The organism is Halorientalis brevis (assembly GCF_023077655.1).
Window position 1 is genome coordinate 404,996 of record NZ_JALLGV010000005.1, and the last position, 23,695, is coordinate 428,690.

The 23,695-nt window shown below is 65.2% G+C and carries 22 protein-coding genes; 14 read left to right on the forward strand and 8 right to left on the reverse strand.

All coding sequences use genetic code 11. From position 1 onward, the window contains the following. Positions 1-316: 316 nt before the first annotated feature. The 8 genes from MU553_RS14040 to MU553_RS14075 all read left to right on the forward strand — a co-directional run bounded on the left by MU553_RS14040 (position 317) and on the right by MU553_RS14075 (position 9,485). Complete coding sequence (locus MU553_RS14040; protein ID WP_247378634.1) at positions 317-1,471, forward strand: hypothetical protein; 1,155 nt, start codon at positions 317-319, stop codon at positions 1,469-1,471. A gap of 312 nt (positions 1,472-1,783) precedes the next feature. Next, complete coding sequence (gene sucC / locus MU553_RS14045; protein WP_247378635.1) at positions 1,784-2,929, forward strand: ADP-forming succinate--CoA ligase subunit beta; 1,146 nt, start codon at positions 1,784-1,786, stop codon at positions 2,927-2,929. Next, entirely contained in the window at positions 2,926-3,795 is an 870-nt protein-coding gene (gene sucD, locus MU553_RS14050) for a succinate--CoA ligase subunit alpha (protein ID WP_247378636.1), read from the forward strand. Before sucC ends, sucD begins: the two co-directional genes overlap by 4 nt. 413 nt (positions 3,796-4,208) lie before the next feature. After that, positions 4,209-4,445 (forward strand): HVO_2901 family zinc finger protein, encoded by a 237-nt coding sequence (locus tag MU553_RS14055; RefSeq protein WP_247378637.1) that lies wholly within the window; start codon positions 4,209-4,211, stop codon positions 4,443-4,445. A gap of 199 nt (positions 4,446-4,644) precedes the next feature. Then, positions 4,645-5,520 (forward strand): ABC transporter ATP-binding protein, encoded by an 876-nt coding sequence (locus tag MU553_RS14060; protein ID WP_247378638.1) that lies wholly within the window; start codon positions 4,645-4,647, stop codon positions 5,518-5,520. Then, on the forward strand, positions 5,517-7,397 hold the full coding sequence (locus tag MU553_RS14065) for an ABC transporter permease family protein (protein ID WP_247378639.1): 1,881 nt from the start codon (positions 5,517-5,519) through the stop codon (positions 7,395-7,397). The genes MU553_RS14060 and MU553_RS14065 overlap by 4 nt, the downstream gene beginning before the upstream one ends. Continuing rightward, a complete protein-coding gene (locus MU553_RS14070; protein ID WP_247378640.1) occupies positions 7,384-8,466 on the forward strand; it encodes an ABC transporter permease in 1,083 nt (360 codons plus the stop codon). Before MU553_RS14065 ends, MU553_RS14070 begins: the two co-directional genes overlap by 14 nt. A gap of 44 nt (positions 8,467-8,510) precedes the next feature. Next, positions 8,511-9,485: an aldo/keto reductase gene (locus MU553_RS14075; protein ID WP_247378641.1), complete on the forward strand. Its 975-nt coding sequence runs from the start codon at positions 8,511-8,513 to the stop codon at positions 9,483-9,485. A gap of 69 nt (positions 9,486-9,554) precedes the next feature. Here the strand turns inward: MU553_RS14075 and MU553_RS14080 are convergent, their stop codons facing one another. Further along, positions 9,555-10,055: a macro domain-containing protein gene (locus MU553_RS14080; protein WP_247378642.1), complete on the reverse strand. Its 501-nt coding sequence runs from the start codon at positions 10,053-10,055 to the stop codon at positions 9,555-9,557. 153 nt (positions 10,056-10,208) lie between these two features. Between MU553_RS14080 and MU553_RS14085 the strand changes: the two genes are divergently transcribed. After that, on the forward strand, positions 10,209-11,141 hold the full coding sequence (locus MU553_RS14085; protein ID WP_247378643.1) for a hypothetical protein: 933 nt from the start codon (positions 10,209-10,211) through the stop codon (positions 11,139-11,141). Positions 11,142-11,145: 4 nt separating this feature from the next. Here the strand turns inward: MU553_RS14085 and MU553_RS14090 are convergent, their stop codons facing one another. The 5 genes from MU553_RS14090 to MU553_RS14110 form a co-directional block, all read right to left on the reverse strand. Then, on the reverse strand, positions 11,146-13,971 hold the full coding sequence (locus MU553_RS14090; RefSeq protein WP_247378644.1) for a DEAD/DEAH box helicase: 2,826 nt from the start codon (positions 13,969-13,971) through the stop codon (positions 11,146-11,148). A gap of 105 nt (positions 13,972-14,076) precedes the next feature. Continuing rightward, on the reverse strand, positions 14,077-14,967 hold the full coding sequence (locus MU553_RS14095; RefSeq protein ID WP_247378645.1) for a CBS domain-containing protein: 891 nt from the start codon (positions 14,965-14,967) through the stop codon (positions 14,077-14,079). 138 nt (positions 14,968-15,105) lie between these two features. Beyond that, positions 15,106-15,861, reverse strand: coding sequence for a metallophosphoesterase (locus MU553_RS14100; protein ID WP_247378646.1), 756 nt, complete (start codon positions 15,859-15,861; stop codon positions 15,106-15,108). After that, positions 15,861-17,510, reverse strand: a complete 1,650-nt coding sequence (locus MU553_RS14105; protein WP_247378647.1) for an RPA family protein — start codon at positions 17,508-17,510, stop codon at positions 15,861-15,863. Before MU553_RS14105 ends, MU553_RS14100 begins: the two co-directional genes overlap by 1 nt. After that, entirely contained in the window at positions 17,507-18,781 is a 1,275-nt protein-coding gene (locus tag MU553_RS14110; RefSeq protein WP_247378648.1) for a Single-stranded DNA binding protein, read from the reverse strand. The genes MU553_RS14105 and MU553_RS14110 overlap by 4 nt, the downstream gene beginning before the upstream one ends. Before the next feature lie 128 nt (positions 18,782-18,909). Here MU553_RS14110 and MU553_RS14115 point away from each other — a divergent pair, with 128 nt between their 5' ends. Further along, a complete protein-coding gene (locus MU553_RS14115; RefSeq protein ID WP_247378649.1) occupies positions 18,910-19,572 on the forward strand; it encodes a 2,5-diamino-6-(ribosylamino)-4(3H)-pyrimidinone 5'-phosphate reductase in 663 nt (220 codons plus the stop codon). A gap of 23 nt (positions 19,573-19,595) precedes the next feature. Here the strand turns inward: MU553_RS14115 and MU553_RS14120 are convergent, their stop codons facing one another. Continuing rightward, positions 19,596-19,886 carry a DUF7545 family protein gene (locus tag MU553_RS14120; protein WP_247378650.1) on the reverse strand — a complete coding sequence of 97 codons (291 nt, stop codon included), beginning with the start codon at positions 19,884-19,886 and terminating at the stop codon, positions 19,596-19,598. A 162-nt stretch (positions 19,887-20,048) separates the two neighbouring features. Between MU553_RS14120 and MU553_RS14125 the strand changes: the two genes are divergently transcribed. Then, positions 20,049-20,186 (forward strand): hypothetical protein, encoded by a 138-nt coding sequence (locus MU553_RS14125; protein WP_247378651.1) that lies wholly within the window; start codon positions 20,049-20,051, stop codon positions 20,184-20,186. 48 nt (positions 20,187-20,234) lie between these two features. Here MU553_RS14125 and MU553_RS14130 read toward each other — a convergent pair whose 3' ends face one another. After that, the gene (locus MU553_RS14130; RefSeq protein ID WP_247378652.1) at positions 20,235-21,287 is read right to left on the reverse strand and encodes an NAD(P)/FAD-dependent oxidoreductase; all 1,053 of its coding nucleotides are present in this window, start codon (positions 21,285-21,287) and stop codon (positions 20,235-20,237) included. A gap of 305 nt (positions 21,288-21,592) precedes the next feature. On the opposite strand from MU553_RS14130, the gene MU553_RS14135 reads away from it, so the two are divergent. The 3 genes from MU553_RS14135 to MU553_RS14140 all read left to right on the forward strand — a co-directional run bounded on the left by MU553_RS14135 (position 21,593) and on the right by MU553_RS14140 (position 23,641). Continuing rightward, entirely contained in the window at positions 21,593-21,877 is a 285-nt protein-coding gene (locus MU553_RS14135; protein ID WP_247378653.1) for a DUF357 domain-containing protein, read from the forward strand. Between the two features lie 139 nt (positions 21,878-22,016). Next, positions 22,017-22,145 carry a hypothetical protein gene (locus MU553_RS23625; protein ID WP_282594305.1) on the forward strand — a complete coding sequence of 43 codons (129 nt, stop codon included), beginning with the start codon at positions 22,017-22,019 and terminating at the stop codon, positions 22,143-22,145. 512 nt (positions 22,146-22,657) lie between these two features. Beyond that, positions 22,658-23,641 (forward strand): transcription initiation factor IIB, encoded by a 984-nt coding sequence (locus tag MU553_RS14140; RefSeq protein WP_247378654.1) that lies wholly within the window; start codon positions 22,658-22,660, stop codon positions 23,639-23,641. The last annotated feature ends 54 nt before the right edge of the window (positions 23,642-23,695 follow it).

The following is a 23,695-nucleotide window of genomic DNA, read 5'->3' on the forward strand; positions in this document are numbered from 1 at the left end:
ACGTGAGCGTACCATATTTTATCGGCACATTAACTAAGCTGATAGGCACCTTCTCGTGGGATACGGGGACGTAGTATGCAAACGACCGATACACAAGTTGGTGGTGGGGAACCGACCGGAGACGGCTCGATCTCGTACTTCCGGTGTGCGTACTGCGGCGCGAGCGAACGCTCGACGGAGATCGAGTACAGTGCACTCGGCTTTCCACGGTGTCCAGTCTGTCAGACTCGCCACGGACCGTGAGGTGACAGTGCCGGAACCATTATGACGGGCGTCATCAAAATAGCCTGATACGATACTCACTGGGGAGTGGGGTATGACTGACCACAGGCTATCTAGACGCCGACTACTGGCACTCGTGGGAGCAACCGTCACCGCCGGGTGCGGCCAGGGCGGATCGAACATAAATAGCACGCGGTTCGCCCGGAACGACCGCAAGCCAAAATCCGTCGCGACGGAGACGGCCAGCGACGACGCGGCCGTCGAGGACAGTTCGGTCGAGATCAACATCGAGACGGAAACCGAGACGAAGACGGAACGACGCGAGCAGCCCAGAGACGATCCAGAGGGCACACAGACGCCAGAACCGACGCCGACGGGGGCAGAACGGCTCGAGACGGCAACGCAGTACCTGAACGAAAGCCTCGACGCGTACGCTACCGTGGACGGGGCCAGTTCGGTGCTGGAAGTCGACGCGTCGACGACCGCGTTCGATGCCAAGGAAGTTCGTGCGAAGATCTCGAAGGCGAACACCGCCCTCGACGAGGCAAAACAGTCGCCCGACGTCGACGACCAGACGGTGACGACGCTGCGGACTGCCGGGAAAGCAGTCGACAGACTCGTCGCCTGTCAGGTCGCCGTAATCGAAGCCTACGAGCAGTTCGACCGGGCCTTCACCGGCATCTTCGACGAGGAGTTCCACACGGCGAGAAGCGCGCTGAGCAAACTCGAACTCAAACGATCGCAGGCGTCCGATACGTTAGAGACGTTCACGAGGGAGACGGCGGCGTCCGACTTCGCGCGGTTGGAAGGAATCTCGAGCGCGAGTTACAGCAGCAAGGTCGAGCAGTTTTCCGCCGAAATCACGGGGTTCGAGGAGGTCCACGATCCGATGAACCGCTTCAGGCGAGGCGTCGAACAGTTCGCCGGCGGGGTCGACCTGTACGTCGGGAAGAGCTTCCGCAATGCCCAGCGGGAACTGCTCTCGTCACTCAACGGATTCGAGATTTCGGCCACGAACCTCCGTAGCGTGAAGAAACCGAACTCGCTCGGGGACCAGATCGGCGATCTCAGAGGCGCGGCGGGCGCGCTCAAACGCGGGACCGACGACCTGATCGAAAGCTGTCGAGCCGGGCGAAACCACAATTCGGGGGACCGGCAATCCAATCTCAACAGTGCCATAGCGGCGTACAACCGGTCGGGGGACGTGCGGTCGCTCCCGAGCTACGAGGAACTGAAAGACGAGATGTGATCGAGAGCTGAGAGAGGTCGAGCGACCCACGAGACGAACCAGTATCGACCCGCAACACTCTCCGGCAAACGTGTGTGCAAAAATGAAGATAGGCAGCCTGAGAAGGCGGTATTGTTGCATGTCAGCATGTGTCGTGATGTCATTCTTGAATCGATGGCGTGGGTCAAATTATCACACACGATCTCGGAATAGAAGCTGCGTAACGGACAAGAGCCGTGCGGAAGGCCAGAGTGGCGGCGTCGCGGAGTATAGCGGCGACGTGGGGGAGGAATGCAGGGATTTAAGCGCTTACCGGACGCGGGTTCCGCTCGTATGAAGCTCCACGAATATCAGGCCAAGCAGGTCTTTGCCGACGCCGGGATTCCGACGCCGCCGTCGCAACTCGCCGAAACCGTCGACGAGGCGGTCGACGCGGCCGACGAGATCGGGTATCCCGTCGCAATCAAGGCGCAAGTACAGGTCGGGGGCCGTGGGAAAGCAGGGGGCATCAAGCTCGTCGACGACGCAGACGAAGCGCGAGAGGCAGCCGACGAGATCCTCGGGATGGACCTCAAGGGCTACCACGTCGACAAGGTCCTGGTCGAGGGAGCCGTCGACTTCACGAACGAACTCTACGTGGGTGTGACGATGGACCGCGGCGAGGGTCAGCCGGTCGCAATGGTCTCGACGCGCGGCGGCGTCAACATCGAGGAGGTCGCCGCCGAGGACCCCGACGCGATCGCACGCGAGCACATCGATCCCTCGTTCGGCATGCATCCGTTCCAGGCCCGCAAAGCGGTCTACAACGCCGGCGTGGACCAGGAAGTCGCTGGCGACGTCGCCAGCGTCCTGCAGACGCTGTACGAGCTGTGGACGGAGAAAGACGGCAGCGACGCCGAGATCAACCCGCTGATGGTCACCAGCGACGACGAGGTCATCGCAGCCGACGCCGTCATGAACATCGACGGGGACGCACTGTTCCGCCATCCGGACCTCGCGGAGATGCAGGACGAGGCCGCGGAGGACGAACTCGAGGCCAAGGCCAACGACTACGGCTTCGACTACGTCCGCCTCGAAGGCAACGTCGGCATCATCGGTAACGGTGCAGGGCTCGTGATGACGACGCTGGACCTCGTGGACTACTACGGTGGCGAGCCGGCGAACTTCCTCGACATCGGTGGCGGCGCGAAGGCAGAGCGCGTCACGAACGCGCTGGACATGGTGTTCTCCGACGAGAACGTCGACGCCGTCGTCTTCAACATCTTCGGCGGGATCACCCGCGGTGACGAGGTCGCCAAGGGGATCAACGAGGCACTCGAGCAGTTCGACGAGATTCCCAAGCCCGTCGTCGTCCGACTGGCAGGGACGAACGCGGCGGAAGGGATGGACATTCTGAACACGGATCTGGTCGAGGTCGAGAAGACGCTGGAGGACGCCGTCCAGCACACTGTCGAACTCGCCGAGGAGGTGAACCAATGAGCGTACTAGTCGACGAGGACACGCGCGTGGTGGTACAGGGCATCACCGGTGGGGAAGGCAAGTTCCACACCGAACAGATGATCGAATACGGGACGAACGTCGTGGCCGGCGCAGTGCCCGGTCGTGGCGGCCAGGAGGTCGCCGGCGTCCCGGTGTACGACACGGTCGATCAGGCCGTCCGCGAGGAGGACGCCAACGCTTCCGTCGTGTTCGTCCCGCCCGCGTTCGCGGGCGACGCGCTGTTCGAGGCGCTGGACGCCCCGATCGACCTCGCCGTCGCCATCACCGAGGGCATTCCCACGCAGGACGTGAGCCGCGTCTACAAGCGTCTCTCCGAGACCGACACGCACCTCGTCGGTCCGAACTGCCCGGGCGTCATCACGCCCGGCGTCGCGAAGCTCGGCATCCTCCCCGGAAACATCTTCTCCGAGGGGAACGTCGGCCTCGTCTCCCGCTCGGGAACGCTCACCTACCAGGTCGTCGACAACCTGACCGAGCGCGGTCTCGGCCAGACCACCGCCATCGGCATCGGCGGCGACCCCATCATCGGGACGGACTTCATCGACGCGCTCGAACTGTTCGAGGGCGACGACGACACCGACGCCGTCGTCATGTGCGGTGAGATCGGTGGCGAAGACGAAGAGGAAGCCGCAGCGTACATCGGCGAGAACATGGACACGCCGGTCGTCGGCTTCATCGCCGGCCGGACCGCCCCGCCGGGCAAACGGATGGGCCACGCCGGTGCGATCGTCTCCGGCTCGGGCACCGGAACCGCCGAGTCGAAGATCAACGCACTGGAAGACAACGGCGTCACCGTCGGCGACACCCCCGAGGAAGTCGCCGACGAGATCGAAGACATCCTGTAACTGCCCCCGATTCCGAGAATATATTTTCGTCACTGGGACCGCTGGAAACCCAGGTGGCGAGTGAGCGGAGTCACGAGCGGGTGCCAGGCGGCGGAGCCCGCACGACAGGAGTGATGAAACCGCGTTATCAACGGCAATACGACAGGAAATAACTGCATAACTCGGCATAATCGTCTCTTTTGCCGACAGTTTCTGAGAGCCCTTCGCGTCATGAAACGTTCGACGGGACTGGCGTCGCCGTCCCGACGAGGGCGAGGGGTTCGTCGCGAGCGTGAAATCTACGGAAGTTGTAGCTTCCTGGTGGTTCGGTACGACTTGTTCCGATTATGGGTGGTAAACAGGTCGGATTACCCCGGAGAGCGCCTGTGAACGTTCCGGTGCAGATATAAGGGTTGATTTGAATTGTATCTAATATGGCTCACACCTGCAGGAACTGCAAGCGCACGTTCGCCACGGAACTCGAACTCGACCTCCACAAGGACACGTGCACGGAGGGGCAGCTGTTCTGTGACGAGTGTGGTGAACGGTTTGCAGAGCGAACGGCTACGACGGACGGGTGGCACTATCGCTGCCCCACTGAGGACTGCGACGGCAAGGGGATCGGCGACGACATCCACCAAGTAGAGAACGTCCGCGTCGCGAAACAGTAACCGCGAAGGCAACACAGAGACACCAGGGAAGCGAACGAACGGGCAGCGGCCACCTAGCTTCTGCAGGGCTTTTGTAGTCGTCATCACACAGACACGTTCCTGTTTCCGGCGCACGCCGGAGCGATGCTCGGGCTGGCCTTTCCAGCGTTGATAATCGGGTGCTAACTTATACGGTGGCGGGTTGCCAAGCCAGGTCCGAATGATCGAGGTCCGGGACCTGCGCAAGGAGTACGGCGGGTTCACAGCGGTCGAGGGGAGTAGTTTCACCGTCGACAGCGGCGAGGTGTTCGGTATCATCGGTCCGAACGGCGCCGGGAAGACGACGACGCTGAAGATGCTCGCCGGACTGTTGGAGCCGACCGACGGCACGGCACGGGTCGCGGGCTACGAGGCCGGCGACAGCGAGATGCGACGCCGACTCGGGTTTCTCCCCGAAGAGTCGCCGCTGTACGAGGAGATGACGCCACTCTCGTACCTGCAGTTCTTCGCGGACCTCTACGACGTCCCGGACCACGTCGCGGAAGAACGCATCCACGACACGCTCGACGAACTGGACCTCCAACACCGCGACCGCCAGCTCGGCGACATGTCCAAGGGGATGAAGCGGAAGGTCGCCATCTCGCGGTCGCTCATCAACGACCCGGACGTTCTCATCTACGACGAGCCAGCCAGCGGCCTGGACCCGCTGACGACGAACTACGTCATCGACTTCACGAGCGATCTGAGCCAGGACGGCAAGACGATCGTGTTCAGCGCGCACAACCTCTATCACGTCGAGAGCATCTGCGACCGGGTCGCAATCATGAACCAGGGCGAGATCGTCGCCCAGGGGGCGCTCGACGAACTCCGCGAGGAACACGGCACGACGGAGTACCACGTCTACACGACGGTCGAGGTGCAGGACAGCGTCCAGGACAACGGCCGCTATCGTCGGGTCGTCGAGAGCATGGACGAGGTGGACGCGACGCGCGACGCTGCCCAGGCGGCGGGCGGCTCGGTCGTCGACATCCGGACCGAAGAATCGAGCCTCGAAGAGGTGTTTCTCGATCTGGCTGAGTCGGAGGCCGAGACGTGAAGCTCCGGAAGGTCCTCCGCATCGCCCGCTGGGAAGTGACGAAAAACGCCGGCGGCGTCGACAGGAAGACCATCGCCGTCGCCGCGATCGCGCTCCTGGCGGCCGGTCTCGTCGCCCCGTACGCGGCCACGCAGGGCATCGCCCTCGACAGGGGCATCTACCGGGTCGGCGTCTCGGAGGAGAGTCCCTACCACCAGGTCGTCGCGGACGATCCGACGTTCGTCGCGCGCGAGCCGAGCGAAGACGCGCTCGAAGACGAGGAGATCGACGTGCTCGTCCCGCAGTTCGGGCCACCCGAGCCGGCAGAGTCAGTCAAGGGAGAAGCCGCACTTTCCGAACTCAGATCGACGGTCAAACAGTACAACGACCGGCAGATGCGCCAGGAGCCGAACAGATCCGCCGCGTTCCCGGTGGCAGTGACGCTGCAGTACGTCGAGCGCGAACAGGTCCAGGACGTCATCGCACCCGGCAGAACTGGCAGTTCCGAGACGGGCGACGACACCGACCAGACCGACGAGGAGACCGGCTCGGACACCGGTGGCGCAGACGGCGAGCAGAGCGGTGACGGAACGGAGGCTGGAGCCGACGGGAGTGTCGAGTCACCGCAAGCAAGTGACGGCGACACGGTCGCCGGCGGTGGCGGTGGCAACGTGGGCGGCCTCGCCGGCGCGCTGGCAGGCGGGAACGCCTCGGGAACCCCCGCGGACATCTCGCCGCCCTTCCCGTTCCAGTCGCTCGTCCTCGCGTTCCTGTTCGTGTTGCCGCTCAACTTCATCATCCAGGCCTACGGGAGTACGATGCTGTCCGAGCGGCTGAACCGCCGGGGCGAACTCCTGCTCGTCTCGCCGGTTACGCGGTTCGACATCATCGGGGGGAAGACGCTGCCCTACTTCGGGGCCGCGATCACCATGGCGGCGCTCATCGCCGGGGGCTTGCAGTTCCCCGACGTCTCGCCCCTGTCGGTCGGCACGTCGGTGCTCGCGATCACGCCCATCGCGCTGTTGTTCCTGGCGGCGACGTTCGTCGGCGCGATGTTCGCGCGCTCGTTCAAGGAACTCACCTTCGTGACGGTGACCGTCACAGTGTCGCTGACGACGTACGCGTTCGTCCCGGCGATCTTCACGGACGTGGGCGCGGTCGCGCTCATCTCGCCGCTGACCATCGTCGTCCGGAACCTGCAGGGCCAGGCGGTCACCCTGAGCGAGTTCGCGTTCTCGACGCTGCCGCCGACGCTCACCGCAGGCGTGTTGTTCGCGCTCGGCGCGGGCATCTACCGCGAGGAGGACATGTTCACCCAGCGGTCGATCCCGCTGAAAGTGCTGGACGCACTGGCGGCCCGCATCCGCGGCAAGTGGAGCGTCGCGGCGGTGAGCGCGCTCCTCCTGCCGTTCGTGTTCGTCACCGAGTTGATCGGCGTCGCGATGCTGTTCGCCATCCCGGAGGCGCTGTCCGTGCCGGCGATCCTCGTCATCGTCGTCGTCGTCGAGGAAATCGCGAAGAGCCTCCACGTCTACGCCGGCTACGCGCACAGTCGGTTCGAGGCGGGCCTGACGCCGGCCCTGATCGCCGGCGCGTTCAGCGGACTGGGCTTTTTCGTCGGGGAGAAGCTCACGCTGCTGGCCCAGCTGGTGAGTCTTCCCGATCAGGTCCTGGTCGGCCAGGCGGCACTGGCCACCGGCACGGGGGCAGGCGCGCCGTCGATTCCGGTCGTCATCGCGTTCCTGCTCGCGCCCTTGCTGTTACACGTCGTGACCGCCGCCATCTCGGCGGTCGGTGCGAGTCGGAACCGACGGACGTACGCGGTTGCACTGGTGATTGCAATGGCGATTCACTTCGGGTACAACTTCACGGTGGTGAGTGCCAGTGGCGCTTTCTGACCTGCTCTCGGACCCGCGGACGGCCATCGCCCGCCGGGACCTCGCGTCGCTGTCGCGAGAGAAGACGATCGTGCTCGCACTGCTCATCCAGCTGTTCGTGGCGGCGTTCTCGTCGTTCCTGGTCGTCGGGCTGACCTCGCTGTACGATCCGAGTTCGGTTTCGGGCGAAGTGAACGTCGGCGTGGCCGGGAACGCGAGCGACGACCTGGTTGCCGTCACCGAGGAGATGGACGGCGTCGAAGTCGTGCAGTTACCCAGCCAGCAGCGCGCGGCCGAAGCCTTCGAGGCGGGTGGTATCCGTGACACTCGGATCGACGCCCTCATGGTAGCGAATCGGGAGGCCGACGGTCGCATCAACGTGACAGCGACGGCACCGAAGGGGAGTCTGCGGACGACGCTCATCGTCGTGCAGATTCGCGAGGTGCTCGAACGGTTCGAGCGGTCGGAGCGCCAACAGCGGGTGACTCATCTCACCCAGCGACCGGTTCCGGTCCCCGACGACGTCCCGGCGAGCCCGTACTTCGGGTTCACCTACACGATCCTCATCCCGCTACTGATGTTCTTGCCACCGTTTATCAGCGGCTCCGTGGCGGTGGACGCGATCACCGAGGAGATCGAACGCGGCACCCTCGAACTCCTGCGGGTCTCCCCCGTGACGTTGACGGACATCGTCGACGGGAAGTCGGTCGCGATGGCGTCGCTCGCGCCACTCCAGGCGCTACTGTGGATCGCCCTGCTCGGAGCGAACGGCATTTCGGTCTCGCACGTGCCGCTGCTCCTGGTCACCGTCGCGGCGATCGCGACCGTGGTGGTGGTCATCGGCGTGACGCTCGGGCTGGTCATGGGCGAACGGAAGAGCGCGCAGTTGATCTACTCCGTCGGCGTGCTCGGGCTGTTCGGCTCGGCGGTGTTCCTCCCCGAGCATCCTGCGACGACGGTCGCCAAACTCGCCGTCGACAGCCCGACTGCCACGACCTACGCCCTCGTCGCGCTCTACGCCGTGTTCGCGGTCGCGCTCTACGCGCTCGCGCGGGCGTTCGTCACGCGCGTCGACGTGGAGTCGCTGTAGCTGCGACGGGCTAGCTTTTTCTCCCGGCCGGCCACAGGCCCGGTATGGAGTACACGACACTCGGCGACACCGGCATGGAGGTCAGCAGACTCTGTCTCGGGTGCATGAGCTTCGGTGACCCCGACTGGCGCGAGTGGGTTCTCGACGAGGAGGAGTCCCAGCCCATCATCGAGCGGGCCATCGACCTGGGGATCAACTTCTTCGACACCGCCAACATGTACTCGAAGGGCGAGTCCGAGCGGATCATCGGGAACGCTCTGGAGGGGCGCCGCGATGAGAGCGTCGTCGCCACGAAGGTCTACTTCCAGATGGACGACGACGATCCGAACTCGGGGGGCCTCTCCCGGAAAACCATCGAGCAGGAACTGGACGCCAGTCTCGACCGGCTGGGAATGGACGCGGTCGATCTCTACCAGATCCACCGCTACGATTACGACACGCCCATCGAACAGACGCTCCGGGCGCTCGACGACGCCGTCCGACGCGGGAAAACCCGTTATATCGGCGCGAGTTCGATGTGGACCCACCAGTTCGCCGACGCGCTCCACACCAGCGACCGCCTCGGCCTCGATCGGTTCGCGACGATGCAGAACCACTACAATCTCGTGTACCGCGAGGAAGAACGCGAGATGTACCCGTTCTGCCAGCAAGAGGGGATCGGGACCATGCCGTGGAGTCCGCTGGCCCGCGGCTACCTCACCCGACCACACGAGGCGGTCGACAGCACAGCGCGCGGCGAAAGTGAAGAGCGCCTCTACGAACACCCATACATGGAAGGCGGCGGGCCGGCCGTCAACGAGCGCGTCCAGGAACTCGCCGCCGAGTACGACGCGTCGATGGCCCAGATCGCGCTCGCGTGGGTGCTCGACAAGGAGTGGGTCGACGCGCCCATCATCGGCACGACCAGCGTCGAACACCTGGAGGAAGCCGTCGAAGCACTGGACATCGACCTCGCCGAAAGCGACGTCGAGTGGCTCGAGGAACCCTACGAGCCGGTTCCGGTGTCGGGCCACGAGTGACCGAGTAGCCACCGCCTGCCCGTTCCCCAGATTTCGTCGCTGGATTCAGACCGGAACTTCGGCGAGTGCTTATCCGGAGACGTCCGCGGCCACGTCCCGGATGGTCTCGTAGGCGTCGTCGCTGTAGGCGATGACCCGGACGTCGTCGAGCGAAGCCGGCTCGAAAGCGGCGATCTCCTCGCAGATGATCTCGGCGCCCGCTCGGAGACTGAACCCGGCGACGCCGGTGCCAATGGCCGGGACGACCAGCGACTCACAGCCCAGATCGTCGGCCCGTGCCAGGGAGTTTCGCGTCGCATCGCGGATACTGTCGGCGCTAGCCTTGCCACCGGGCGGCATCGCCGCGGCGTGAACGACGTACTCGGCGTCTAAGTCGTACGCGTCAGTCACGGCGACGCCGCCGAGGTCCACTGGTCCCTTCGAGACCGCCTCTTCATTGAGTTGCTCGCCGGCAGCCTTCCTGAGCGCACCGGCCACGCCCGATCCCATCCGGAGCCCGGTGTTCGCAGCGTTCACCAGTGCGTCGGCTTGCTGTGCGGCGATGTCCCCCTGGACGACAGTGACGTCCATACCGGGACTGTCGGAAACCAGCAGGAAAAGTTCGTCGGCGACGCCACGGGCGCTGCGTCGACAGTCGCGCCGTTGTCCGCTTGCTCTGCAGGTGGTCGCAGGATATGTGCCACACACAACATCTATTATTGATCATAACTTGACTAGTGGTACATGAAGCGTCGAGCGCTTCTCACGTCGGTGGGGGTAGGGATGGCCGGAATGGCCGGTTGTCTGGGTGGCAATTCGAACGACGGTGGCTCCAGCGCCAACAAGAACCAGGCGCCGTCAGTTTCGGTCTCGACTCCCAAGGGAAAGAAAGCGAGTTTCACACTCGCGAAGATCAACGCCTCGAGCAAGGCGGAAGTCAGCAAAAAGTACCAGTTCGAGATCACCGTCAAGAACACCGGCGACCAGCCGGGCGTGTATCAGGCACCCGCCAAAGTCAGAACGGGAGACAGCGTCAAGTACAAGCCGGTGACGAACGCGTTGGTGTACGTCGAACCTGGGAAGACGAAAACCGCTCAGATCACGCTTCCACCATTCAATTCGGTGGGGAAAGCCGACATTCGATTCGACTCGCCAGAGAACAGCTGGCAGGTGGACGTCATCGGGCCGAAGCTCCCGTTCGGTGGAACGTTTAGGGCAGACGGCTTCGACATCACGTACGAAAGCATCGAGATCAAAGACTCAGTCACCTACTCGGTGTCCGGATTCTCCTCAGAGCGGACGTACACCCCGCCGGGAGGAAGCAAACTAGCAGTCGTGACCGTCAAACTGCGAAGTATCGGCGGGGCCGACTGGATGGCAGATCCCTATAACTACAAAGCCCGGGTGGACGGGGTCACGCGAACGCCGTTTACCGACGCCGCCTACGGGAAACAGACGCTGGCGGACGGGGAGATCAAACGGGTGAAGTTGCCGTACGAAGTGCCCGAAGACGCGACCAAGTCCGACGTCGTGTTCCGCTACAACGCCCAGCGCGCCGACAAGTACGCCCGCTGGAGTGCGAAGTACGCAGCCGAGGCGGAGACCGGCGACGCCGGCACGGGCAGCACCGACGAGGGTGAGGACAGTTCGTCGACCGAGACGACGACAGCGGGATAGCGAGTCAGTCCCAGAACGACTGCGTTCGCGCGTACTGCCGTTCCTGTGCCAGGATGTCGCGATAGAACTCGTCTTCGTCTTCTCTGAGCTTGCTGATGATTCGAGCAGCGTTGTGCGGGCCGACGCCCCGCGCCGCCAGTGCGACGACCGCTCGCTTGCCGTGGCTCTGGACGAGATTCGCCGACTGGTACGCGCGGCGCGTCTGCTTTTCCTGTTCCTCGTCCTTGTCCTCGGTCTTGACGGCCGTGACGACCTCGTCGGCCCAGGGATTGAGCGCCGCGATGCGCGTCGACCCGCACTGCGGACACTCGGGTTGGTCCGCGACGCGCTCGACGGCCTGTTTGCGCTCCCAGTCCCGACAGTGGAGACAGAAGAGGATCACGCGATCGTTCTGGATGCGCTCCCGGACGGTCTGGATGACGGAGGCGTCGGCGTTCTCCGGTGCGAGCAACTCCTTCCCCGACGACCGCCCACCGAGACCGACCGGCGTGCGTTCGCCCACCGTCTCGATCTCGATTTCCCCGGCCTGGATGCGGGCGAGCACGTCGCTGGCCGCCTCGACGGCGAGTTCTTCGTGGAGCAGTTCCCGGAGCGCCTCGTCGTACACCGGCGTGCCTTCGAGAGCGTCCAGTAAGCGATCGCGGCCGAAGCGTCTGGAACTCCCCTTCCGCCAGCCCTTGAGCGAGCCGAACTTCGCGGCGACCTGTGCGAGTTTGAACTTCAGCGCGTCGGCGTTCTTGAGGCTGAGTTCGATGATGCCGGCGATGTGTCCCGGCTCGGTCTCCCGGATGGTGTCGAGGACGTCGTTGACCGTAATTCCCTGGGGAACTTCGAGTTCGATCCGGTAGGGATCGACCTCCATGCCGACCGACGACCCCGTTCGCTGGCCGATCAACGCCGAGAGGACGCGCCCGAGCGTCTCGTTGATCGTGTGGCCGAAGTGGGCCGTGAGGACGACCTCCCGCCCGTGGAACTCGACGAGGATCGCGTCGTCGGTGGGCATCGCCGCCTCGTGCCGGTCGAGTTGATCGAGTGCCTCGTTGATCGTGTGCTCGTCCGCGGGATACCGCTTGGCGAGGTCACGCGCGACCGGAGCAGTATCTCCCGTCCCGGTCAACTGAGCGCCGGCGACCTTTCGGATGTCGCCGACCTCCTGTGCGACCTCGTACGGGACGGGGATCTCCTGGCCGACCCACGACGGGACTTCCCCCGCCGGATCCTCGACGGGAGAGACCAGCACCTCCTCGTCGTCCTCGTCGACTTCGGTGATCCGCCACATCTCCCCGCGCTGGATGAATATTTCGCCGGGCGAGGCGAAGTTGACGACGAACTTCTCGTCTAAGGTCCCGACCTGGCGACCGCTGGCCATGTCTTTCACGTCGTAGGTCGCCTCGTCTGGGATCATCGAGAGGTTGTGATAGAAGTACTGCCAGGTCCCCCGGCACTTCTCGAGCAGGTCGTCGTCCTCGTTGAGCCACACCACGCGGTTGTCGGCGAGTTCCCGGGTGACCTGCTTGAACTCCACTTCGTCGAGGTTCCGGAACGGGTAGGCCCGGGTGACTATGTGGTAGGCCCGCATTGCGCCGACTTCGCCGAAGTCCATCACCAGGCCCGCGATCTGGTTGGCGACGGTGTCGAGGCTGCCGTGGTGGATGTTCGCCGGTTCGACGCCGCCCGCGACGGCCTGGCGAGCGATGGCCAGCGCCTCGAAGGTGTCGTCCGGTCTGGTCGTGATGACCGTCCCCGACGAGACTTCGTCGCGCCGGTGGCCGGCGCGACCGACGCGCTGGAGGAGCCGCGAGACCTGCCGCGGACTCTGGTACTGGACGACGTGGTCGATGCTCCCGACGTCGATTCCCAGTTCCATCGACGAGGTACACAGCAACCCCGAGAGGTCGCCCGTCTTGAACCGGTCTTCGACTTCGATCCGCGCCTCTTTCGAGAGCGAGCCGTGGTGGACCTCGATGTCCGTGCCCAGTTCCTTGAACCGCGAGCCGAGCGCTTCGGCGGTCTGGCGCGTGTTGACGAACACGAGCGTCGACTCGTGGTCGGAGACGATCTCGTCGATCGCGCGGACGTGACTGGCGACGTCCACGTTCGTCATCAGTTCGTTCGCCAGTCGCTCGTCCGCGTCCGTGATCTCGGGCTCTCGGACGGTCACGTCGAGGTCGCTCCCGACGTCCACCTCGACGATCTCGCAGTCCCGACCGCCGGTGAGGAATCGTCCGACCTCCCCGGGGTCGCCGACGGTCGCCGAGAGGCCGATGCGCTGGAACGAACCGGAGAGTTCTCTGAGGCGTTCGAGGCCGATCGTCAACTGGGCACCGCGCTTGGACGCGGCCAGTTCGTGCACCTCGTCGACGACGACGTGCTCGACGTCTTCCAGCGCCCGCCGCAGCTTTTTGCCGGTGAGCATCGCCTGCAGCGTCTCGGGGGTCGTGACCAGCACGTCCGGCGGGTCGTCGGCCTGCTTCTGGCGCTGGTAGTCGGTCGTGTCGCCGTGGCGCACGTCCACGTCGAGCCCGAGCGTCTCGCCCCACCACTCCAGCCGGTCGCGCATGTCCCGATTCAGCGCCCGCAACGGCGTGATGTACAGCGCACCGATGCCGAACCGCTCGCTGCCTTCGAGAGCATCGAACACGGGCAGCATCGCAGTCTCGGTCTTGCCGGTGCCGGTCGGCGCGACGATGAGTGCATCGCGACCGTCGACGAGCGGCGGGATTGCGCGGCGCTGTGGCTCAGTGGGCGTCTGGAAGCCGCGGTCGGAAAGCGCCGTGCGGACCGCGTCGTCGAACGCGGCGAAGGCTGCCGCCGTCCCGCCGTCAGTCATCGGCCGGGGTACGTGTTTGAGCCGATTAAGCACACCGTTTTCACCTATTCGGGCGGACTACCCGCGAGCCGAAGTCGCCGGGCGGCCGCCCGTGTCACCCACTCGTTACTCGTTTGCGGACTCGTCGACCAGGACGACGGCTTCACCCTCGACGACGGGTTCGTCGTCCGAATCGAGGACGGTCGTCTCCAGGCGCCATCGGTCTTTTCGCAGCGCTTCGACGGCGGTCACGGCTGCCCGAACCCGCTCCCCGATGTCGACCGGGCCGACGAAATCCGTCGTCTGGGAGAGATAGATCACCGTCCCCGGGAGTCGGGCGAGCGTCGCGCTGATGACGCCGGCGACGAGCATGCCGTGGGCGATCCGGCGACCGAAGCGGCTCCTCGCAGCGAACTCCTCGTCGAGGTGCAGCCGATTCGTGTCGCCGCTGGCCTGGGCGAACGCCTCGACGTCGGCTTCCGAGAGCGTCTTCTCGAACCGGAAGGTCTCGCCGACCTCGACCGTCTCGGGGAGGTCACCGTCGTCGGAGAACTCCCAGTTTTCGGCGTGATACGCGGTCCCACGAGTTCCCGGACTCGTCGCGGTCGCGCCGCCGTCCGCTTGGACCGCTCTGGCGGTCCGTGGGTAGAACGCAGCCACGTCCGTGGTCGTGACGACGCCGACCAGGTCGCCGTCCTCAACAACCGGCAGCCGCTTCACTCCGTCCGTGCGCATCAGCGACGCCACGTCGCGAACGGTCGCGTCCGGATCGACAGTAATCGGATCGGGTCGCATGACTGCCTGCACCGTGACGGCGTTGGGGTCGTCGTTCGCCTGCACCACGTCGACCACGTCCGTTTCGGTGAGAATCCCGATCGGTTCGTTGGCCTCGGCGACGACGACCGACCCGACCGCGGCCTCGCGGAGAATGGTCGCCGCGTCGTGGGCGGTCGCGCCCGGTTCGGTCGTTCTGACGGTCGTGCTCATGATGTCGCGCACGGGAACGGAGACAGCCATTGGATTCACGCACACAGACACCTTGCCGCCGTATCATATTTACTAAGACAGATCTATCGTGAACAGAACCCACAGTGTGCCACTGTACGCCACAGCCAGGGTCGGTCGCGACCGGCATCGAGAGAGGGGGCGACCGACTCAGACCTGCTGATACGGGCCCAGTCGGGTCCCGTCGAGCAGATACGCCTGTGCGTCGGCCAGGCCGGCAGGGAGGAACGGCGCGAGGAACCCCTGTCCCTCGACGTTGACCCACGTGCCGCCGAGGAGATCGTTGAAGCCGGGGAACACCACGAGTTCGCCGTCGATCGCGAGGTCGTCGCCGAACTGGTCTCGGAACGGGGCCGGATCGAGCCCGCCGCGCAGCCACGCGCGCTCCGCGCGCGATCCGCCGACCTCGTCTTCGAGTCTGACCTTTGGGTGTTCGTGACCGACGCAGACGACCTCTGCCGCCAGAACGTCGGGGGACGGCCAGGTGTGTCCGTGTGCGAAGCCGACGTCGCCCAGTCGAACGCCGTGGCCCGGCGTGACCTCCACGCCGAAGTCCCCCTCCGCGACCACGGTGTCGATGTCACCGTCGTGGTTGCCTTTGACGATCGTCACGTCGACGCGCTCGGTGGTCGCCGCCAGTAGCTGGTGGAGTTCGTCGCTCTCCTCCGCGTCGGGTTCCCCGATGGCGTGTTGGAGATCGCCCAGGAAGACGAGGCGGTCCGCGCCAGTTCGGTCCAGCAGGTCGAGGACGCTGGCCCGGCGCTCGTCGGCGCGACTCCGGATTTCGACGCCGTCGTAGCGAAGGCCGACCTCTAGCCCGGCGTGGAAATCAGCGAGCACCAGCGCGCGCCCGTCGGGCAGGTCCGCGACGGCCGCCGGCTCGCCAGGGACGGGTTCGACGGCCATCAGATCGGCTTGAGCGTCGCGTCGTCGGGCTCGTAGCAGCGTCCGTCCATCAGCGCGTCCTCGATCGCGCCCTCGACGTCGCCGGGGTCCGCCCCGTACTGCTCGACGACGCTCGCGACGAGTTCCTCGCGGTCCGCGCCGTCGCCGTCGTTGAGGTCTCGCATCGCGTCCATGACCGCCTCGGAAAGGTCGACGTCCTCGGCGGGCGCTTCGCCGGCCGAATCCTCGGCGGCAGCCGCGTCCGTCTCGGTGGTCTCGGTCGGTTCGGGCTCCGGTTCGGACTCCGGTTCCGGTTCGGGCTCCGGTTCGGGTTCAGGTTCCGGTTCAGGCGTCTCGATGTCCGCTTCACCCGGTTCGTCGACTTCGGTGCCGGTCGAGAAGTCCGTGCCGAACTCCTCTTCGATCCGTTCGCGCTCGTCGTCTTCGAGTTCGAACTCGCCCGGTTCGAAGTCGCCGATGTCGTCCTCGTCGTCGGACGCGACTGCGTCCCCGGTGCTCGCAGTCGGCTGGTCGGTGGTCGCGGTCTCTGTGACTGGGTCGGACTGCTCGTCGCTACCAGTCTCGACGGGAGTCTCTGTCTCGACGGCCGGCTCCGGTTCGCTCCCGGCGTCGGACTCGGTCGCGACGGCGTCGGTCTCGGCGGGCTCCGATTCGACCGGCTCGGGCTCCGCCGGCTCCGGTTCCGTGGTCGACGCGCCCGTACTTTCGTCGAGCGTCCCCGTGTCAGCGGACGGGGTCGCGTCAGGCTCGCTGCGCTCGGTAGCCGATTCAGACGCTTCCTCCGTGGACTGCTCGGTCGTCGTCGGCTCACTCGTGTCGTCGGTGGTGGACGGCGATCGGTCGGCCGACGGCGTCGTCGCAGTAGCGGCGTCCGTCGTCGAGGGCTCGGCTTCGCTCGCGGGCTGGCTCGACACGGCGTCGACGTCTGTCAGATCGGCGAGCGTCGCGCTCCCACTCGCGTCCGGTGCCATCGTCAAGGACTCGACCTCGTCGCGGTCGCCTGCGACCACGCGAGCGGCGTCGAGCGACACGTTCTGGAGCGCCTGCAGGTAACTCGGGGTCGTCTCGTAGTGTTCAATGGCCATCGCCGTGCCCGAGGCGAGGCCCTCGTCGACGCCGGCGGCGACCAGGCTGGCACGCAGTTCGTCGCCGCGTTCCGCGCGGGCGAGCGCCTCGGCCATCGTCGACACGCGGTCCAGCGTCCGCTCGGCCGTGGTGACGGTCCAGCGGTCCCGGGTCTCGGCGTCGACCTGGTTGATGCTCTCCGGTCGCACAGAGGTGTACACCGTGTCCGAGTCCTCCGGCTGGAACGTCCGGGCCTTGCCGGTGATCGAGACGAACATCGGCGGCTCGGCGCGTTCGAGGAACGCCATCTCGTCGGGCTGGTACTGGCCGGCGTACACGACGAACGCGCCCGTCGGGTCCACGATGCGGCCCCGGAGCACGTCCTCGTTGACCTGCTCGACCTCGGTGAGGACGCCGACGACGAACAGGCGGTTGACGCGCGCGCCCGTGGGCGTCACGACGTAGTTGGGCGCGCGCTCCTCGTCGCTCTCGGAGTAGGAGAAGTCCGCGTCCTCGTACTCGGCGGCGAACAGGCGGTACGCGACTTCGCGGCGGCCTGCACCGCCCTGGTCGGACTGGCTCATGCGTCCACCTCCGCGAGCAGCGCACGGGCACGCTCGGCGGGGTCGTCCTCGCTCCGAGCGAACTCGGTGGCGTCGAGGTTTGCCCCGTACTCGTCGACCGACAGCGAGCCGCGGACGCGGTACTCGTGGCCGACGATGCGCTCGGCGATCGTCTCGGCCACAACGGACTGGTCCATCGCGTCGCGGGCGTGTTCCTTCGCGTCGGCCAGGTTACCGCCGTACACCTGGGCCGTGAGTTCGTCGTCGAGGACGGCCGTCACGGTTCCCGTGCCGTCGTCGAGGATGGCCTTCGTGCGGAGGTCGTCCTCGCCGTCGACCTCGCCGTGGCTCCGGCACTGCCCCTTCTGGATGACGCGACCGCACTGGGGACAGCGCTCGATGAGCCCGGACCCGTCCCGAATCGAGATGACGTTTCCGACGAGGGCCACGTCGTACGCGCCGCCGCGCTCGACGGCGTCCCTGATCGGGAGCTGTTCGGGCTCGCTCCGCGCCTCGACCGGCTGATCGAGGGTCGAGACCGTCGAGAACTCCGAGACGTTCACGGACGGGACGCCGCGGAACTCCCGGACGTAGGCGTTCTCGACGTGGACGGACGCGCCGGTCTCGATCTCGGGGCGCGGTTCCCAGTCGGTAAAGGGGAGCCGCGCCGTCTCGTCGGCGAAGGTCCCGCTGAGGATCTCGGTCTCGCCGTCGCGGCCGTCGATGACTTTCGACTCGCACTCGACGATCTGGACGTCGAGCGTGACCCCGCGGTCGCCCGGCGAGAGTTCCGCCAGGGCGGCGTCGCCGCCGACGTCGTAGTCGATGGCGAGGGCGTCGTCGACGCGATCGACGTTCGTGCTCTCCCCGAGGTTCAGTTCGGGGTTGCCTTCCCACTCGCGGACGCTGGCGTTCCCGATCTGGACGGTCTCGCCCGGCTGGAGACCGAAGTCCTCCCAGGCCGTGTAGGAGATTTTGCCGGTCTCGTCGGCGAGTTGCCCCTCGAAGATGACGTGGTCCTCGCCGCGGTAGTGGATCGGCCGCTTCCCGACGGTGAGGATCGTCGCCGTGACGGTGACCGAGGAGTCCTCGGTGGACACGTCGGCGACGTCGACGGCGCTGGGTGCGCCACCGCCACCGCTCGATCCGTCGCCGTACTTCCGGCGGAGGCTCTGTTTGGCCTCGTCGATCGGAACGCTGTACGACACCAGGTTCTCCAGGTCAGATTTGACCTCCTCTTTGTCTACGCCGAGGTCGGAGGCGAGCTCCTCGGCATGATCGTCTAACTCCATCATCGTGGCTTTCGAGGGGCCGTGGTAAAATGTTGTCGTGGCCGCGAGTCAGTCACACTCGGTGAGAGAACGTCGCCACGACGATGCCACCGTAAGAGCGTTATCGACGGACCAGTAACACGGACGACATGCGAGTCGTCGTCAACGCAGCGATGAGTGCGGACGGGAAGATCTCCTCCCGTGAGCGGACACAGATAGCGATCAGCGGGCCGGAGGATTTCGACCGCGTCGACGAACTCAGGGCCGCGAGCGACGCCGTGATGGTCGGTGTCGGGACAGTCCTCGCAGACGATCCGTCACTGACGCTCGACAGCGAACAGCGTCGAACCGACCGCGTCGGGAACGGCGACCCGTCGAACCCAGCCCGAGTGATCGCGGACTCCCGGATTCGGACGCCACCGGACGCGACGATCCTCGACGACGCCGCCCCCACCTATCTGCTCGTCAGCGAAGCGGCACCGACGGACTTCATGGAGGAGATGGAAGACGCCGGAGCGACGGTCATCGCCGCCGGCGACGACAGGGTGGACCTGCCCAGCGCCTTCGAACAGCTCGAAGCAGACGGGATCGACCAGCTCATGGTCGAAGGCGGCGGCGAGCTCATCTTCTCGCTGTTCGCCGCGGACCTGGTCGACGAGTGCTCCGTGTTCGTCGGGCCGAAGATCATCGGCGGCCGGGACGCCCCGACGCTCGCAGACGGCGACGGGTTCACCGAGGACTTCCCGGCGCTGTCGCTGAAGGCGGTCGAGCGACTGGACGAAGGCGTGCTGTTGCAGTGGGACGTTCCCTGAAAAAGGCGAACAGCGAGTCGACGTTAGTGGTCGTGGCCGGTCATCTCGCCGAAGGTCTGGCCGAACCGCTGCTCGAAGAGGTCGAGCGTGATCTCCTCTGCGTCTTTGACTTCCTGTGCGGGTTCGCCCTGGCTGTGGTGGATCGCGCCGTGGATGCGCTGTGCCAGGCCGATCATCGCGATGTCGCCGATGACCTCGGGATCGGTCTCGCCGTCCTGGCGGAGCATGTCGAGCAGGCCCGTCGGGACCGTCAGTTCGTCTTCCGTTCCGTCCTCGTCCTCGATCGTGAGCGTCACCGTCTCCTGGTCTGCCATGTCCCTCCCTTTGGGAACCACCCTAAAGCATCTGTTGGGTCCGCGTCCGTGCGGTGACGGCGCGAATCAGTGATGATGTGGTATTGACTGCCCTGTTCTACACCATACGTCTCTATAGCTCTCCTAGCGAGCTATTTACCGATTCGCCCACGGTAACGTAACATGTCTCCAACCGACCTGCTCACGGTCGTGATGGTCGCGCTGACGCTGCTGTGGGTGACGGATCTGTTTCTCGAATCGGCACGCACTCACACCCGGGTGGAAACGTGCCAGACCCCTGACGAAGACGTCGACGTGTAACCAGTCGATCGAACCGTTCAAACGTCTCTCGAACAGAGGGGAGGGAATTTAGTCGTCGGCTTCCGCGTCTGCCGTCGCACCTTCGGCGGCCTCGGCCGTCGCGTGCTCTTCTAAGTACTCGTCGGCGTCGATCGCTGCCTTCGAGCCCATGCCGCCAGCCGTGATCGCCTGCTGGTAGTGGTGATCGACCACGTCGCCAGCGCCGAAGATGCCTTCGACGGCAGTTTTCGTCTGTCCGCCGCCGCGACCGCCCTGCGTGACGAGGTAGCCGGCGTCGTCCATTTCGACGCCCGTCCCTTCGAGGTACTCCGTGTTCGGCGTGTGGCCGATGGCGAGGAACACCGCGCCGACGTCGAACTCGAACTCTTCGGTCTCTGGGTCGTCGAGTTTCTCCGTCGGGTGGCCCTCGGGGTTTTGGACGAGCGTCACGTGATCGACGCCGTCTTCGGGGGTCCCGTGGATTTCGGTCATCTCGGTGTTTTTCATGATCTCCATGTCGCCCTCCTCGACTTTCTCGTGGACGCGGTCGATCCAGTAGTCCTCGGCGCGGAACTCCTCGCGACGGTGGGCGAGGTAGACGGTGTCGGCGAACTTCGTCAGGAACGTCGCTTCCTCCATGGCGGCGTCGCCGCCACCGACGACGAGCATGTCCTCGTCGCGGAAGAACGCCCCGTCACAGGTCGCACAGGTCGAGACGCCGTACCCCATGAGTTCGTCCTCGCCGGGAATGCCGAGCGTCCGTGCGCTGGCGCCAGAGGCGGCGATCACGGCGTCGGCGGTGTAGACGGTGCCGTCCTTGAGTTCGACGCGGAACGGCCGGTCGCTCGCATCCACGTCGACGATGATGCCGTGGTCGATCTCGGCCCCGAACTGCTTGGCCTGCTCTTTCATGTTGTTGACCAGGTCCGGGCCGCTGATGCCTTCCGGGAAACCCGGGTAGTTGGCGACGTCGGTGGTGAGCGTCAGCTGCCCACCCGGTTCGTCGCCCTCCAGAACGAGCGGATCGTTGTTCGAACGAGCGGCGTAGATAGCTGCGGTCAGTCCGGAAATCCCTGTACCTGCGATGATGAGTTTGCGATGTTCGGCGACCTCGGCAGTCATATCTCATCGTATTGTCGGCCGGGCTATTAACCCTGCGCTGTTGTGCGCAGTTCGCACAATAGTATTGCCCTAACAATACACAACTGCCGAGGCGGTGTAGCTACTATCGGACCCACTAAACCCGACTTTCGGAGTCCGGCATGTGTTGACAACCCATTATGGCGGTGTAGAAATACGCGTGCCCCACAATACCGTTCGGGAAGACTTGACACTCACGGCGGTGAGAGGATGGGAGTCTCGGCGGTTGCCGAACGGACCCGGCCGCCATGGGGAGACTAATGGTCCCGCCGGACTCATGCCCCAGCATGCCCGCTGATCTCGAAGAGAAGACCGATCGCTACGAGGGGTTACTCGCCGAGGCGCTGGCGGAGGCAGAGATTGCCGTCCCGGCCGACACGCCGCTCGCCGACGCAGCCGACGAGTATCAGGAAATGGCAGCCTCCTACCTCGAGGACGGCCGTCACTTCCGCGACGAGGACGATCTCGTGAACGCACTCGCCTCGTTCTCGTACGGACACGCGTGGCTGGACGCAGGGGCGCGGCTGGGGTTGTTCGACGTGCCCGCAGAGGGACACCTCTTTACCGTCTAGACGCACGCAAGCTGCGTTGGGTGCTTTCCGACCCTGAAACCGTGTTGTCGGGTTTTTACGTTCAGAGAGGGAAGTCGTCAGTATGCCCGGCAGTTACAGCGACAACCGGACTGTCTAACTCGTCGGAGCAGTCTTCTTTGTGATCGCAGTGGCCGGCTCCATCGTGTACGACTGGGAGTTCGGCGGGAGTGCGGACCCGCTGCCGTCAGCGCTCGCCGTCCTCGCAGTCGCCATCGCCATCGCGGTGACGGTGCTCCGAAACCGGTAACAGGCGACGAAGGGAGCCGACGGCACTGCTGCGGTCGGTGCTCGTAGCCTGGCTTGTCGCATCTATCGCAGCGGATAGAGGGGATTCCGTATGCTGCCGGGCACGCGGGACGGAAGATACCGTGCTCGAAAGGATCGGGCGGTCGATACCCGTCCGCGGAACGCCGGTCAGTTCGCGAAGGCTCTCGACCTGGCGCCCACGCAGGTCCGCCATCACCTGATCGTCCTGCAGGACAACGACGTCGATCGATCTCTCCGTCGTTGGGGACACAGCCTGGGCGAGTACGATCCAGGGTCAGGTAGCTTCACCCTTCGGCCCCCCTATTCACCGTTCAGCAGACAGGTCACGGATGGCCGCCTCACGGGCGATAGCGCGGTTGTGCGCCTGTTATGGCCCGTGTTACCACCCACTCCATTCAGCGAAAGGTTTATATGCTTTTCGAGCTTACTATGAGTTAGCAGCACGCCGGTAGATTTTTTACGCTTTCGCCGCCGGCAAGCCACGATTCCCCCATGAGCGACACAACAATCCGAACCACAGAGACAGAACAGACCGGCAACCGAGAGACGACCGAATCCACGACCGAGCGAGAATCGACGAGCGAACAGGTATGTCCCGAGTGCGGTGGGAACCTCGTAACCGACAGCGAACACGGCGAAACCGTGTGCCGCGAGTGCGGCCTGGTCGTCGAAGAAAACGAGATCGACCGCGGGCCGGAGTGGCGCGCGTTCAACAGCAGCGAGAAAGACGAGAAGTCCCGCGTCGGCTCACCGACGACGAACATGATGCACGACAAGGGGCTCTCGACCAACATCGGCTGGCAGGACAAGGACGCGTACGGACGGTCGCTCAGCTCCAGCCAGCGCCAGAAGATGCAGCGACTGCGTACGTGGAACGAGCGGTTCCGCACCCGCAACTCCAAGGAGCGCAACCTCAAGCAGGCCCTCGGCGAGATCGACCGCATGGCCTCGGCACTCGGCCTTCCGGAGACCGTCCGTGAGACCGCGAGCGTCATCTACCGCCGCGCCCTCGACGAGGACCTGCTGCCGGGCCGGTCCATCGAAGGCGTCGCCACCGCGTCCCTGTACGCAGCGGCCCGTCAGTCGGGGAACCCCCGCAGCATCGACGAGATGATCGCCGTCTCCCGCGTCGACGACATGGAGATGACTCGAACCTACCGGTACATCATCCGGGAACTGAACCTGGAGATCAAGCCGGCAGACCCCGAGAGCTACGTCCCTCGGTTCGTGTCGGACCTGGACCTCTCCGACGAAGTCGAACGCGGCGCTCGCGAACTCCTCGAGGACGGCCGTCAGGCTGGCCTGCTCAGCGGGAAGAGCCCCGTCGGGCTCGCCGCCGCAGCCGTCTACGCCGCCGCGTTGCTGGCCAACGAGAAAGTCACCCAGAGCCAGGTCAGCGACGTCGCCTCGATCAGCGAGGTAACCATCCGGAACCGGTACAAGGAGCTCCTGGAAGCGAAACAGGTCTCCGCGTGAACTGTCTCCGGTCCGGATCGTTGGTTGTGAACTGTTGACAAGCTTTTTCTACCT